We start from the raw sequence: 14,265 nt of genomic DNA, 5'->3' as shown, positions 1-14,265 counted from the left end.
CATATTGTACATTGTTTTCGTTTTTTTTTCAATAATCTCTGCGTCGAACGCTTCCAGGTGCTAATTTCCAGCTTGTCTGAATACATTGAACGTAGACAACCTTTTGGGAGGGAAAAAGCAGATGAGTCAGAAGAAGTGGTATCAAATGTCGACGGAAGAAATCCTGCAGTCGTCCGGGACAGAGCCTTCAAAAGGGCTGACTATGGAGGAATCGGAAAAGCGTCTGGCCGCATACGGCAAAAACGAGCTGGCGGAAGGACAAGGCGTGTCTCCCGTGACGCTGTTTTTGAACCAGTTCAAAGACTTCATGGTGCTCGTGCTCGCCGGAGCGACGCTCATATCGGGCCTGCTGGGCGAATATTTGGACGCGGTCGCGATCATTGCGATTATTATCATGAACGGCATTCTCGGCTTCGTGCAGGAATTCCGGGCGGAACGGTCGCTGCGGGCGCTGAAGGAGCTGTCGGCGCCGAACGCCAAGGTGCTGCGCGACGGCCGTCTGGAGCTTATTCAGGCCCGGTGGCTTGTCCCCGGGGATATCGTCCTGCTGGAAAGCGGCGACCGGGTGCCGGCGGATGTTCGGTTCATCGAAACGAACGGTCTTTATGCGGAGGAGTCCGCGCTGACGGGGGAATCCGTGCCGGTAGCCAAGCATACGGAGCCGTTGGAGGGGGAAGACATCCCTCTCGGGGACCAGCGCAACGTAGGCTTTATGGGGACGATGCTGACGCGGGGAACGGCCAAAGGGGTCGTGGTCCGCACCGGCATGGCGACGGAGATGGGCAAGATCGCCGATCTGATCCAGAACACCGAAGCGACCGAGACGCCTTTGCAGCACCGGCTGGAGCAGCTCGGAAAAATATTGATCATCGTCGCGCTGGCGTTGACGGTAATGGTCGTCGTTGCGGGCATTCTGCACGGACAAGAGCCGTACGGCATGTTCCTCGCCGGGGTGAGCCTGGCGGTCGCCGCGATTCCGGAGGGGCTGCCCGCGATCGTAACTATCGCTCTGGCGCTCGGGGTACAGCGGATGATTCAGCGCAAGGCGATCGTCCGCAAGCTGCCTTCCGTCGAGACGCTCGGCTGCGCCTCGGTCATCTGCTCGGACAAAACCGGCACGCTGACGCAAAATAAAATGGCCGTGACGCACTTGTGGACGGGCGGCGAGCTGCTTGAGGTGACAGGGAACGGCTACGACCCGCGCGGCGAAATTTTGAAGCAGGGGCAGCACGTCGATGTGCGGAAAAACCAGATGCTGCGCCGTCTGCTGCAGGTTTCCGTACTTTGCAACAACGCGGAGCTGCGGGAGGAGCGGGCGGAGTCCAAGAAAAAGCAGCCGGACGATGAGACGGAGGGCGTGTGGAGCATCAAGGGCGATCCGACGGAAGGAGCATTGGTCGTGCTCGGGGCCAAAGCCGGCGTCACGCAGCAATCGCTCGGAGGGCTGTACCGGCGCGTTTTGGAATTCCCGTTCGATTCGGAGCGCAAGCGGATGTCGGTGATCGTCGAGCATCAGGGCGGCCGGATGGTCTGCACGAAGGGAGCGCCCGACGTTCTGGTACAGCAGTGCGCCTATGTGCTGTGGGACGACAAAATCATTCCGTTCACTCCGACGCTCAAGCAGAAGGTGATGGCCGCTAACGAAGGGATGGCCAAAAACGCGCTCCGCGTGCTCGGCCTGGCTTACCGCGATTTGAAACCGACGGAACGGAGCGAAGAAGAGACGGTGGTGGAGAGCCAGCTTATTTTCGTCGGCCTGACCGGGATGATCGACCCGCCGCGCAAGGAAGCGCGGGAAGCGATTCTCAAATGCCGCAAGGCAGGCATCAAAACGGTCATGATCACCGGCGACCACCAGACGACGGCGGAGGCCATCGCCAGGCAGATCGGCGTTCTGCCGCAGGACGGTCTTGCTCTGAACGGCCAGCAGCTTAGCGCGATGAGCGACGACGATCTGGATAAACAGGTCGGCGAGGTGTACGTCTACGCGCGCGTATCGCCGGAGCATAAGCTGCGCATCGTCAAATCGCTGCAGCGCCAAGGCCACGTCGTGGCGATGACCGGCGACGGCGTGAACGACGCGCCGGCGATCAAGGCGGCGGATATCGGCATCGCCATGGGGATCAGCGGCACGGACGTATCGAAGGAAGCGTCCGCGCTCGTGCTCAGCGACGATAATTTTGCCACGATCGTCTCGGCCATCGAGGAAGGGCGCGGGATTTACGAAAATATCCGCAAATTCATCCGCTACTTGCTCGCTTCGAATGTCGGCGAAATTTTGACGATGTTTCTCGCCATGCTGGCCGGGCTGCCGCTGCCGCTTGTGCCGATTCAGATTTTATGGGTCAATCTCGTGACGGACGGCCTGCCGGCCATGGCGCTCGGCGTGGATCAGGCCGAGAAGGATTTGATGCAGCAGAAGCCCCGCCTGGCCAAAGAAAATATTTTTGCGCGCCGCCTCGGGTGGAAAATTATCAGCCGCGGTATTCTGATCGGACTATGCACCCTGGCGGCGTTCTACATTACGCTCAAGCAGGGCGGGGACAGTGCGGGCGCCCTCGTCAAGGCGCAAACGGTCGCTTTCGTCACGCTGGTGATGGCGCAGCTCATCCATGTGTTCGACTGCCGCAGCTCGCGCTCGATTTTCCACCGGAACCCGCTGCAGAACAAGTGGCTGGTGATGGCGGTCGTCTCTTCGCTGCTGCTGATGCTGCCGGTGCTTTATGTCGAGCAGCTTCAGCCGATTTTCAAGACGGTGCCGCTCGGTGTTACAGATTGGCTGCTTGTGCTCGTATTTGCGGGAATTCCGACATTCCTGATGGGCGTCGGGAGCCTGATGAGCAAGCCGCGGAAACGCAAGCCCGCCTCTTATGGGGGCGGCGGGGCGAAGACGATGAAGCCGGTCGTACGGTAAAGGGTATGGGAGCCGGATCCCTGCGAAAGCAGAGGATTCGGCTATTTGCATTTTCGCCCGAATTCGGATAAAATTTTGCGGAACCGCTATGCATAGCTGCGAATTTGCGATATAGTAGGGTGTAAAACGCTGAAATGGGAGCCAAAACGATGAATTTCACGAAAATGCAAGGGTTAGGCAACGATTTTATCGTCTTGCACGGCGACCAGGAGCTGCCTGCGGACGCATCCGGGCAAGCGATCCGGTTGTGCGACCGCCATTTCGGCATCGGCGCGGACGGTCTTGTCTACCTGCTTCCTTCGGCAAAAGCCGATTATATGATGCGAATCATCAATTCCGACGGCTCGGAGGCGGAGCAATGCGGCAACGCCATCCGCTGTGCGGCGAAATATATTTACGATCACGGGCTTGTTCCCCGGGACAAAACCGAACTGACGATCGAAACGATCGGAGCCGGGGCGCAAGCGGTTCAGCTGACGGTCAAGGCAGGGCGCGTCGCTGCGGTACGCGTGGATATGGGCGCGCCTGTGCTGAACGGGCTCGAAGTTCCGACGACGATCGACGAGCCGCAGGTCATCGGGTATCCGGTCAGCATCGACGGCCGCGAATTCCGGTTCACCGCCGTGTCGATGGGCAACCCTCACTGCGTCATTTTTGTCGAGGATGCCGTCGGAGCGGATTTGTACGCGTGGGGCCCGAAGCTCGAAACACACGCGCTGTTTCCGCGTAAAATTAATGTAGAGTTTGCGACGGTCCAACGGCGCGATTACGCCGATATGCGGGTGTGGGAACGCGGCGCGGGCCCGACGCTCGCCTGTGGAACGGGCGCCTGCGCCACGCTCGTGGCCGGGGTGCTGACCGGACAAATGGACCGGGAAGCGGTCATTTCCTTAAAAGGCGGCGAGCTTCGGATCGAATGGAACGAATCGGATAATCACGTCTATATGACGGGGCCGGCGGAAATCGTGTTTAAAGGAACGCTGTAAGGTCCATCATGGAGAGAAGGGAGATGCCGTTGGTGAAACCGGATTTGCGAGAAGCGCTCAGACGTCAGGTGCTGGTAGGGGACGGGGCCATGGGTACGTACCTGTATCAGATGGGTTTTCCTGTCGGCATTTCTTATGAAGAATTAAATTTGCTGAAGCCCGATGTCATTATGGACGTGCATCGGCGCTATTACGAAGCGGGAGCGCGCATAATCGAGACCAATACGTTCTCCGCGAACCGCGAAAAGCTGTCCAAATACGGGCTGGAGCAGGAGATGGAGGCGATCAACCGCGCCGGCGTCGAGCTGGCCAGAAAAGCGGTTGGGGACGACGCCTACATCGTCGGCGCTATCGGCTCAATCCGGGCGGGGAAACGCAAAAATGTCCGCACCGCCAAAGTCAAGGAAGATTTTCGCGAACAAATCGAGGTTCTTGTCGATACGCCGGTAGATGGGCTGCTGCTGGAGTCGTTTTACGATCTGGAGGAAATGCTGATCGCGCTGAAGCTGATTCGCAAGGTCAGCGAACTTCCGGTCATTTGCCAATTTGCCACCGAAGGCACGGGCTCGACGCATGACGGCATATTGCTGACGGAAGCGTTCCGGAAACTGACGGCGGCCGGGGCGGACGTGGTCGGCTTCAACTGCCGGAGCGGCCCGAACGGGCTGATGCGCTCGATCCAGCGGGTCGCCGGCATGGAGGGCGCGCCCCCGTTCTCGGTATTCCCGAACGCAGGGATCGCCGACTATGTGGACGGACGGTACACCTATGCGGCGACTCCGGAGTATTTCGGGGAAACCGCCCGGAAATTCGTCGATTTGGGAGCACGCATCGTCGGAGGCTGCTGCGGCACGACGCCTGAGCATATCGCCGCCATGGCTCAGTCGCTTCAGAACTATGCGCCCGATCCCGACGCTCTGCGCCTGCTGCAGGAAGTCGGCGGCGAAAGCGAGACCGGCCGCATTGTGACGCGTCTGCAGCCCGTATCGTCGCCTCCCGCGCAGGAGCCGAATCTCGCTGAGCTCGCGAAGGAGCGCTACACCGTCATCGTGGAGCTTGATCCGCCGCGCGATCTGGACATCGAGAAGTTCATGCAGGGCGCGCAGGCGCTTAAAAATGCCGGCGTCGATGCGCTGACGATGGCGGACAATTCGCTCGCCGTCACACGGATGAGCAATTTGGCGCTCGGCAGTCTGGTAAAAGAGAGAATCGGCATGAAGCCGCTCATTCACATCGCTTGCCGGGACCGGAACATGATCGGCACCCAATCGCATATGATGGGGCTGCATGCGCTCGGCATCGACCATGTGCTGGCCGTGACGGGCGATCCGGCCAAGTTCGGCGATTTGCCGGGCTCGAGCTCCGTATACGATCTGACGTCGTTCGAGATCATCCGGATGATCAAGCAACTGAACGAGGGAATCGCTTTTTCCGGCAAGTCGCTTAAGAAAAAAGCGAATTTCGTCGTCGGCGCCGCCTTCAATCCCAACGTCAAGCACTTGGATAAAGCGGTGCAGCGGCTTGAGCGCAAAATCGAGTCCGGCGCGGATTACATCATGACCCAGCCCGTCTATAATGCGGAGCTGATCGAAAAGGTGTACGAGGCGACAAAGCATCTGGACGTTCCGATCTTCATCGGTATCATGCCGCTCGCCAGCGGGGGCAACGCCGAATACCTGCACAACGAGGTCCCGGGCATACAACTGTCGGACGAAGTCCGGCAGCGGATGAACGGGCTCAAGGGCGAGGAAGGACGGGCCATGGGCGTACAGATTGCCAAGGAGCTGCTCGATACGGCGATGCGCTATTTTAAAGGAATTTATTTGATGACGCCGTTCCTTGCCTACGAGATGACCGTACAGCTGACGGAGTACGTTTGGGAGAAAGCGCAGCGGCTTGATTCCCACTTGTACCCACTATCAAAATGAATTAGAATAGGATAATGGATGTGAAGGCCATGGTCATCAGTATGACCGGCTTCGGACAAGCCGCACGTACGACGGACGGCTTCCGGATCCAGATTGACCTTAAATCGGTCAATCACCGTTACTGCGAGATCGTGGTACGGATGCCCCGGGAATTTGCCCGTTACGAGAGCGCGGTTAAAGCCGCCGTTCAGCAGCATGTAAGGCGCGGGCGTGTCGATGCGTTCGTTACGATTGAACGCGACCGCGACGTACCGCAAGCCGTCGAGATCGATTGGAGCTTGGCGATGGGCTATGTTCAGGCGGCCGAACAGCTGCGGGAGCGGTTGTCCCTCAAGGACGAGCTGAGCCTGCGCGACCTGCTTGCCATTCCCGGTCTGGTTGCGATTGGGCAAAATCAGGAGATGGCCGAGGAGCGGATGGAAGCGGAGCTGGTTGCCTGCGCAGCGGAAGCGGCAAGGGAGCTTTCGGACATGCGCGAGAAGGAAGGCGCCTTTCTTCAGAGCGATCTGATGCAGCGGATCGGGACGATGGAGCATTACTGCAGCACAGCCTCGGGGATCGCGCCTCAAGTGGTCCAAGATTATGCCGGCAAGCTGCGCGCCCGGATCGAAGAGCTTTTGCAGCAAGCGCCTCCGGACGAGCAGCGGCTGGCCATGGAGATCGCCGTCTTCGCCGACCGCGCCAGCATCGCCGAGGAGCTGACCCGTCTGCAAAGTCACTGCAAGCAGTTCCGGGAACTGCTGAAATCTTCCGAACCGGTGGGCCGAAAGCTCGATTTTCTCGTTCAGGAGATGAACCGGGAAGCGAATACGATCGGTTCCAAAGCGAATCACGCTCAGCTGGCCTCCGTGGTGGTCGACATGAAAGCGGAGCTCGAAAAAATGCGGGAGCAGATTCAAAATATCGAGTAATTTTAGTAATTAACTCTTTCTTTTGAATGATTTTTGTTTGTTGACGGTTGGCGGAGAACAGAGGATCTGCCGGAGCATATGCTTCCGATGCAGTTTTCCTTTGCGGAAAACTTGTAGTTTACGTGCCGCCTTTGAAATCGGGTTCTTACCGCAAGGGAAGTTGATGAAGAACCCGATTTCAAGAGCGGCGGAGGCAGATGCTGCTGATTCGCAGCCACTGACGAACAACCTCTCATTTTAAAAGAAAGTTCCAGGGGGAACCTATAACATGGCGATCAAACTAATCAATATCGGTTTCGGGAATATCGTATCTGCGAATCGAATCATTTCCATTGTCAGCCCGGAATCGGCACCGATCAAACGGATCATCCAAGAAGCGCGCGACCGCCATATGCTGATCGATGCGACTTACGGTCGCCGCACCCGCGCCGTCATTATCACGGACAGCGATCATGTCATTTTGTCCGCGGTACAGCCGGAAACGGTGGCGCATCGACTTTCCAATAAGGACGATGATCATGACGAGTAGTGTAGGATATACCCCTGCGGATAAAGGAATCTTAATCGTGCTTTCCGGTCCTTCCGGCGTCGGCAAGGGTACCGTCTGTAAAGCGCTGCGGAGCTGCGCGCCGGATATCGTATACTCGGTCTCCGCAACAACGCGGGCTCCGCGGCAGGGCGAAATGGATGGGGTTAATTATTTTTTTAAGACCAGAGAACAATTCCAGCAGATGATCGCACAGGACCAGATGCTGGAATGGGCGGAATACGTAGGCAATTATTACGGAACGCCGCGCAAGTTTGTAGAAGATACGTTGAACGCAGGCAAGGACATTATTTTGGAGATCGAAGTGCAGGGTGCGCTGAAGGTGAAGCAGAAGTTCCCGGAAGGGGTATTCATTTTTCTGCTGCCTCCGTCGCTGCCGGAGCTTGAAAGCCGTATCGTCGGACGCGGTACGGAATCCGAGGAAACGATTCGCAGCCGCATGTCGGTGGCGGTCGACGAGATCGCGATGATGGAGCATTACGATTACGCTATCGTGAACGATCAAGTAGACCTCGCCTGTTCCCGCATCCGCAGCATTTTGACGGCGGAACACTGCCGCAAAGACCGGATGGTTTCCAAAATTCAACATTGGATGGCTGAGGTGAAAAAATAACATGTTGTATCCTTCAATCGATAGACTTTTGGACAAGGTGGACAGCAAGTATTCGCTCGTGGTAGCGGCCGCCAAACGGGCGCGCATGCTGCGCGACGGTTCCAAAACCGAAGTGAAACAGAAGAAATCCCACAAATACGTAGGACTGGCGCTGGAAGAAATCTACGAAGACCATATTTCCTACGAGAAACTGCAAAACAAAGAGTCCTTAAAATAAACAACAACCCTCGCGGTTGTTATTTTTTTCGCAAGGATACGATTCATTGCCCGTAAGGGAAAGGAGCGAAGCCCCATGTTGAACGGAAAAACGGTCTTGCTCGGGGTCAGCGGCGGCATTGCCGCTTACAAAGCGGCGGCGGTGTGCAGCAAGCTGGCGCAGGCGGGAGCCGACGTACGTGTGATCATGACGGAATCGGCGACCAAATTTGTGGCGCCGCTAACGTTTCAAACGTTATCCAGGCACGATGTCATCGTCGATACGTTCGACGAAAAGGACGCTTCCGTCGTATCGCATATCGATCTGGCGGATCGGGCGGACCTCGTCGTGATCGCCCCGGCCACCGCCAACGTGATCGGCAAAATCGCGCTGGGCCTCGCCGACGATATGCTCAGCACGACGCTATTGGCCACGACTGCGCCGATTCTCGTAGCTCCCGCCATGAATGTACATATGTACGCGCACCCGGCGGTGCAGGCCAACATGCTCAAGCTTGCGGCGCGCGGCGTCCGGTTCATCGAGCCCGGCACGGGTCAGCTGGCTTGCGGCTACGTCGGCAAAGGCCGACTGGCAGAGCCGGAAGAGATCGTGGCTGCGGTCGAACGGTTTTTCCAGGAGAAGCGGCTGCTTGAAGGCAAGCATGTCTTGGTAACGGCCGGCGCGACGGTGGAGCGGATTGATCCTGTCCGGTACTTGACCAACGATTCCTCGGGCAAAATGGGGTATGCAATTGCCGAGGAAGCGCAGCGGATGGGGGCGAACGTGATGCTCGTTACGGGCAAAGCTTCGATTGCCGCACCTGCCGGCGTGACCGTTGTCAAAGTCGAATCCGCCCTGGAGATGATGGAAGCGGTCCTTTCCCGATTGCCCGAGCAGGATGTGATTATCAAGGCGGCGGCTGTAGCCGATTACCGGCCCGCGGAGCAGGCGGAGCACAAAATCAAGAAAAACGAAGACGAAATGACGATGCGGCTGGTGAAAAATCCGGATATCGCGCAAGCGGTCGGCGAACGGAAGAAGCCGTCGCAGCTTCTCGTCGGTTTTGCGGCCGAAACGCAGCATTTGGAGACGTTTGCGCAGGAAAAGCTGAAGAAGAAGCGCTGCGATCTGCTGGTAGCCAATGACGTGACGATGGAAGGCGCAGGCTTCGGCACGGATACGAACGTTGTACGGATTTATGATTCCGGGGGGCTGGTTGAAGCGCTGCCTCTGATGTCGAAAGGACAAGTCGCGGCCAGATTGCTCGCGCTAGTTGCGGATCGTCTCGGAAAGGGGAGATGACCGACGAATGTACGCCAAAGTCATTGTGGATGTCCCGGCCCGGCCTACGAACCGGGCATTTGATTATATTGTGCCGGAAACGATGCGGGACTACATCGCCGTGGGGAGCCGCGTAGGCGTTCCCTTCGGCCCGCGGACCGTACAAGGGTTTGTCGTGGAGCTTCACGACGGAACGGATCTGGACCCGGAGAAGCTGAAGCCGATCCGCCAGACGCTGGACGTCACCCCTCCGCTAACCCCCGAGCTGGTGAAGCTGGGCCGCTGGATCAGCCGCACGTACCTTTGCCACGAAATTATTGCGCTGCAAGCGATGATCCCCGGGGCGCTTAAGGCCAAATACGAAAGGCATGTTAAGACGGCCGAAGACCCGGGGACCGAAAAGCAGTTGGAGCTGCTGCCTCTGCTCCTCCCGGAGCAGGAGGAAATCCTCGCCTATGTCCGCAAGCACGAATCGGTCGAGCTGGAATCGCTGCTGCAAACCTTCCCGGAAAAAGGAGCACTGATCAAGCAGCTGTTAGAAGACGGCCGGCTGACGGAAGTTCAAATGGTCAAAGACCGGATGTCCGCGAAAAAAGCGCTTTATGTGTTCCCGCCGAACGATCCCGATCAGTTGGAAGCATGGCAAGCCGAGCTGCCGGCCCGTGCGGCCAAGCAAAAGCAAGTGCTCGCTTTTCTGCGGGAGCATCCCGAGCCGATCAAGCTGACGGAGCTGCTGACGAAGCTGCAAATCACCGCTGCAGCGGTCAAAGGGCTTGCCGAACGAGGCTGGCTTCGGTTGGAGGAAACCGAAGTGCAGCGCGACCCCTATGCGTCGCGCACCTTCAAGCCGACCTCGCCGCTCCCGCTAACGCCCGAGCAGCAAGCGGTCTACGAAAGAATCAGAAAGGCGGCGGAAGAACGGACGTCACGCGTCTTTTTGCTCCACGGGGTGACCGGCAGCGGCAAGACGGAGGTCTATCTCCAGTCGATCCAGGCGTGCTTGGATCAAGGCCGCGAAGCGATCGTACTCGTCCCGGAAATTTCGCTGACGCCTCAGATGGTGGAGCGGTTCAAAGGAAGGTTCGGCAACCGGGTCGCCGTGCTGCACAGCCGTCTATCCAACGGGGAGCGCTATGACGAATGGCGCAAAATCGTACGGCGGGAAGTCAGCGTCGTGATCGGCGCGCGCTCGGCGATTTTCGCGCCCTTTACGAATATCGGACTCATTATTATTGATGAAGAACACGAATCGACCTATAAGCAGGAAGAAAGCCCGAAATATCACGCCCGCGATGTGGCGATCGCCCGGGCGGGCGAGCACGGGGCCTCGGTCGTGCTGGGCTCTGCCACACCATCGCTGGAAAGCATGTACCGTACCTCCGTCGAAGCTGCCGCTTCGGCAACCCCTGATCGTCCGGCATTCGAATTGCTCTCCATGCCATCGCGCGTCGAGGGAAGGCCGCTGCCGCGGGTGAACATCATCGATATGCGCGAGGAACTGAAAAACGGCAACCGGTCGATGTTCAGCCGCGCCTTGTATAAAGCGATCGAAGATCGGTTACACAAGAAGGAACAGGTCGTCCTGCTGCTGAACCGGCGCGGTTATGCCACATTCGTCATGTGCCGCACCTGCGGCTATGTGGCGGATTGTCCGCATTGCGATATCTCGCTGACATACCACCAAAGCTCCAAGGCAATCCGCTGTCATTACTGCGGCTATGCGGAGCGCGAATTGGCCGTCTGTCCGGACTGCGGCAGCGAGCATATCCGTCATTTCGGCACGGGTACGCAGCGGGTCGAGGAGGAGCTCGGCAAGCTGTTTCCCGGCATTCGCGTCATTCGCATGGACGTGGACACGACGACGGAAAAGGGCTCGCATGAAAAATGGCTCACGATGTTCCGCAACCGTCAGGCCGACGTTCTGCTCGGAACGCAGATGGTCGCGAAGGGGCTTGATTTCCCTTATGTGACGCTGGTTGGCGCGCTGGCTGCCGATTCCGTTCTAAACCTGCCCGATTTTCGCGCGGCCGAACGGTCGTTCCAGCTGCTGACTCAGGTGGCGGGACGCGCCGGACGGCACGAGCTGCCCGGCGAGGTGTTCGTGCAAACGTACACGCCTGAGCACTACAGCATTTTGAGCGCGAGCAAGCATGATTATATGGGCTTTATGCGCAAGGAGATGCTGATGCGCAAGCTGCACAATTATCCGCCGTTTCACCGGCTCGTCTTGATTACGCTGTCGCACGAGCAGGTACAGCTGCTGCTTCGCGCGGGCGAAATGCTCGCTTCCCGTCTGAAGGAGCTGGCGCAGACGATGCAGGCGGACGGAACCGAGCTGGAAGTGCTGGGGCCCGTCGCTTCGCCGATTTCAAGGATCAAAGATAGATATCGGTTTCAATGCATGATAAAATATCGGGGAGAGACGGACATCTCCGCCTTGGTCGGGGGAGCGGCTACCGTGCTCGACGATACCGTGAAGCAGCACAAGCTGACGGTGGCGATCGATGTCGATCCCCAAGTGTTAATGTAAGGGAGCTGTCAACCGGTCCATGCGGCCGGAATATACATAACCTATCAGCCGGCTGCAAAAAGGCCGGTTCATTCTCTTTAATTGAAAAGGATGGTGCTTATACATGGCAATCAAAATCATCGTGAAGGACCCGGACCCGGTGCTGCGCGAAAAATGCAAGCCCGTTCCTAAAATTACACCGAACATTCATAAACTGCTGAACGACATGGCCGATACGATGTACGATGCGGAGGGCGTAGGACTGGCCGCACCGCAGATCGGCATTCTCAAACGGGTGATCGTTATGGACGTCGGCGACGAACACGGCTTGATCGAGCTGATCAATCCGGAGATCATCGAGCGGGAAGGGGAACAGTTCGGACCGGAGGGCTGCTTAAGCATTCCCGGATTTACGGGGGATGTGAAGCGGGCTGCCCGTGTGAAGGTGAAAGGGCTCAACCGCAACGGCGAGGAGATCGTCATTGAAGGGACCGAGCTGCTGGCCCGCTGCATTCAGCATGAGGTGGATCATTTAAACGGGGTGCTGTATACGGATTTGGCGGAAAAAATGTATCGCAGCGAGCAGCAGGATCGTGATGACGCATGAGAGTAATTTTTATGGGCACGCCGGATTTCGCCGTGCCGTCTCTGCAGACGCTGCTGAACGATAAGAATCTGGAGGTCGTCGCGGTCGTCACGCAGCCGGATCGTCCGGTCGGGCGCAAGCGCGTCCTGACGCCGACCCCCGTCAAGGTCGAGGCGGAGAAGCACGGCCTGCCCGTGCTTCAGCCGGAAAGGCTGCGCCGCCCGGAGTCCGTCGAGGCGATCCGCGCCCTGCAGCCGGATCTGATCGTGACGGCGGCCTTCGGACAAATTTTGCCGAAATCGGTACTGGAGCTGCCGAAGCTGGGCTGTATTAATATTCACGCGTCGCTGCTGCCTAAATACCGCGGCGGGGCCCCGATTCACTACGCCGTGATGAACGGCGACACCGTCACCGGCGTCACGATCATGTACATGGCGGAAGGACTGGATACCGGCGACATGATCAGCAAGATTGAAGTGCCGATCGAGGACAGCGATACGACCGGCACGATGTTCGACAAGCTGAGCTTGGCCGGAGCGAAGCTGTTGAAGGAGACGCTTCCCGATTTGCTTGCGGGCCGCGTGCAGGCCGTGCCGCAAAACGATGCGGAGGCGGAATATTCCCCGAACATCACTCGCGAGCAGGAACGGATCGATTGGACGAAGCCGGCAAAGCAGCTGTGGAATTTGGTGCGGGGGCTGCATCCCCGGCCGGGAGCTTATACGCTGTGGAACGGCGAAGTATTGAAAATATGGACGTGCGCCAAGCCCGCCGAGTCGGATCGCGTGCCGGACGGCGTGCGGCCGGGCACCGTGCTTGAAGCGGGAGAGCGGGGAATTGCCGTGGCTACCGGACAAGGCGTTCTGCGGATCACGGAGCTGCAGCCGGCGGGCAAGAAAGCCATGGACGCCGCCGCGTTCGCGCGAAGCGGACAGCTGGCGCCGGGCACCGTGCTTGGGACATCGGGCGATTGAGCTGTGCGTTATAGAAGAAAAGCGGAGGAATTATGAGCGAAACGAATCAACCGTCCTCCGGACGGACCAAGCGGGCGGGAGCGGCTTCGGGTGGAGCCCGGGGGAGCCTGCAAGGGAAATCTCCCCGGGCAAGCAAAGGCCCGGCCCAAGGCTCGTCCAGAGAAGCGGCCCTTGACGTGCTGGTGCGGATCGAGCAGGACCGTTCGTACAGCAATTTGCTGCTGAACCAGACGCTGCAAAAGTACAAGCTGGACAAGCCGGACGCAGGGCTGGCGACGGAAATCGTATACGGAACGGTTCAGCGGCTCGGCACGATCGACTTTTTCCTGGAGCGGTTCGTCAGCAAAGGGCTGGCGAAGCTGCAGCCATGGGTCCGCAACCTGCTGCGGCTGAGCTTTTACCAGCTGCACTATTTGGACCGGATTCCGGACCATGCGATCGTCAACGAAGCGGTCAATATTGCGAAGCGGCGGGGCCATCAAGGCATCTCCGGCATGGTCAACGGCGTGCTGCGCAGCGTGCTCCGCAGCAAAAGCGAGCTCGTCCTGCCCGCCGGGCTGCCGGCCGAGCGGCGCATCGCGCTTGCGCACTCGCACCCGGAGTGGCTGGTGCGGCGCTGGATCCGCGAGTTCGGCGAGCAGGCGGCCGAGCGGCTCTGCGAGGCGAACAACACGACGCCGCGCGTCAGCCTGCGCGCGAACGGCCTGAAGCTCGGCCCGGGCGAGCTGGCCGAGCGGCTGCGGCAAGGAGGGCTCGAAGCGGAGCCCTCCGCGGTTGCGCCCGCCGGCGTGATCGTGCGCGGCGGCGGCAATATGGCCCT

12 protein-coding genes are annotated in these 14,265 nt (G+C 58.8%); all 12 read left to right on the top strand.

Annotated features, from left to right (window positions below; translation table 11 throughout):
* Positions 1 to 121: 121 nt before the first annotated feature.
* A complete protein-coding gene (locus tag PEH01S_RS24065; RefSeq protein WP_127488503.1) occupies positions 122 to 2,914 on the top strand; it encodes a calcium-translocating P-type ATPase, SERCA-type in 2,793 nt (930 codons plus the stop codon).
* A 149-nt stretch (positions 2,915 to 3,063) separates the two neighbouring features.
* Positions 3,064 to 3,900: a diaminopimelate epimerase gene (gene dapF / locus PEH01S_RS24060; protein ID WP_025851433.1), complete on the top strand. Its 837-nt coding sequence runs from the start codon at positions 3,064 to 3,066 to the stop codon at positions 3,898 to 3,900.
* Between the two features lie 32 nt (positions 3,901 to 3,932).
* Positions 3,933 to 5,828: a bifunctional homocysteine S-methyltransferase/methylenetetrahydrofolate reductase gene (locus PEH01S_RS24055; protein ID WP_025851435.1), complete on the top strand. Its 1,896-nt coding sequence runs from the start codon at positions 3,933 to 3,935 to the stop codon at positions 5,826 to 5,828.
* Between the two features lie 29 nt (positions 5,829 to 5,857).
* Positions 5,858 to 6,739 (top strand): YicC/YloC family endoribonuclease, encoded by an 882-nt coding sequence (locus PEH01S_RS24050; RefSeq protein ID WP_025851436.1) that lies wholly within the window; start codon positions 5,858 to 5,860, stop codon positions 6,737 to 6,739.
* Positions 6,740 to 7,007: 268 nt separating this feature from the next.
* Complete coding sequence (remA, locus tag PEH01S_RS24045) at positions 7,008 to 7,268, top strand: extracellular matrix/biofilm regulator RemA (protein ID WP_009672664.1); 261 nt, start codon at positions 7,008 to 7,010, stop codon at positions 7,266 to 7,268.
* A complete protein-coding gene (gene gmk, locus PEH01S_RS24040; protein ID WP_127488501.1) occupies positions 7,258 to 7,899 on the top strand; it encodes a guanylate kinase in 642 nt (213 codons plus the stop codon). Before remA ends, gmk begins: the two co-directional genes overlap by 11 nt.
* Before the next feature lies 1 nt (position 7,900).
* The gene (gene rpoZ / locus PEH01S_RS24035; protein ID WP_025851441.1) at positions 7,901 to 8,116 is read left to right on the top strand and encodes a DNA-directed RNA polymerase subunit omega; all 216 of its coding nucleotides are present in this window, start codon (positions 7,901 to 7,903) and stop codon (positions 8,114 to 8,116) included.
* Between the two features lie 75 nt (positions 8,117 to 8,191).
* Positions 8,192 to 9,397 carry a bifunctional phosphopantothenoylcysteine decarboxylase/phosphopantothenate--cysteine ligase CoaBC gene (gene coaBC / locus PEH01S_RS24030; protein WP_127488499.1) on the top strand — a complete coding sequence of 402 codons (1,206 nt, stop codon included), beginning with the start codon at positions 8,192 to 8,194 and terminating at the stop codon, positions 9,395 to 9,397.
* A 7-nt stretch (positions 9,398 to 9,404) separates the two neighbouring features.
* Positions 9,405 to 11,906 (top strand): primosomal protein N', encoded by a 2,502-nt coding sequence (gene priA / locus PEH01S_RS24025; protein ID WP_025851445.1) that lies wholly within the window; start codon positions 9,405 to 9,407, stop codon positions 11,904 to 11,906.
* 103 nt (positions 11,907 to 12,009) lie between these two features.
* Entirely contained in the window at positions 12,010 to 12,492 is a 483-nt protein-coding gene (def, locus tag PEH01S_RS24020) for a peptide deformylase (RefSeq protein WP_025851447.1), read from the top strand.
* Positions 12,489 to 13,445: a methionyl-tRNA formyltransferase gene (gene fmt, locus PEH01S_RS24015; protein WP_164828022.1), complete on the top strand. Its 957-nt coding sequence runs from the start codon at positions 12,489 to 12,491 to the stop codon at positions 13,443 to 13,445. Before def ends, fmt begins: the two co-directional genes overlap by 4 nt.
* 32 nt (positions 13,446 to 13,477) lie before the next feature.
* A partial coding sequence (locus PEH01S_RS24010) for a transcription antitermination factor NusB (protein WP_281281527.1) occupies positions 13,478 to 14,265 on the top strand: 788 nt, incomplete at its 3' end.

Source organism: Paenibacillus ehimensis NBRC 15659 (genome assembly GCF_004000785.1).
GTDB lineage: Bacteria > Bacillota > Bacilli > Paenibacillales > NBRC-103111 > Paenibacillus_G > Paenibacillus_G ehimensis.
This window is presented reverse-complemented; position numbering and strand designations above follow the sequence as displayed.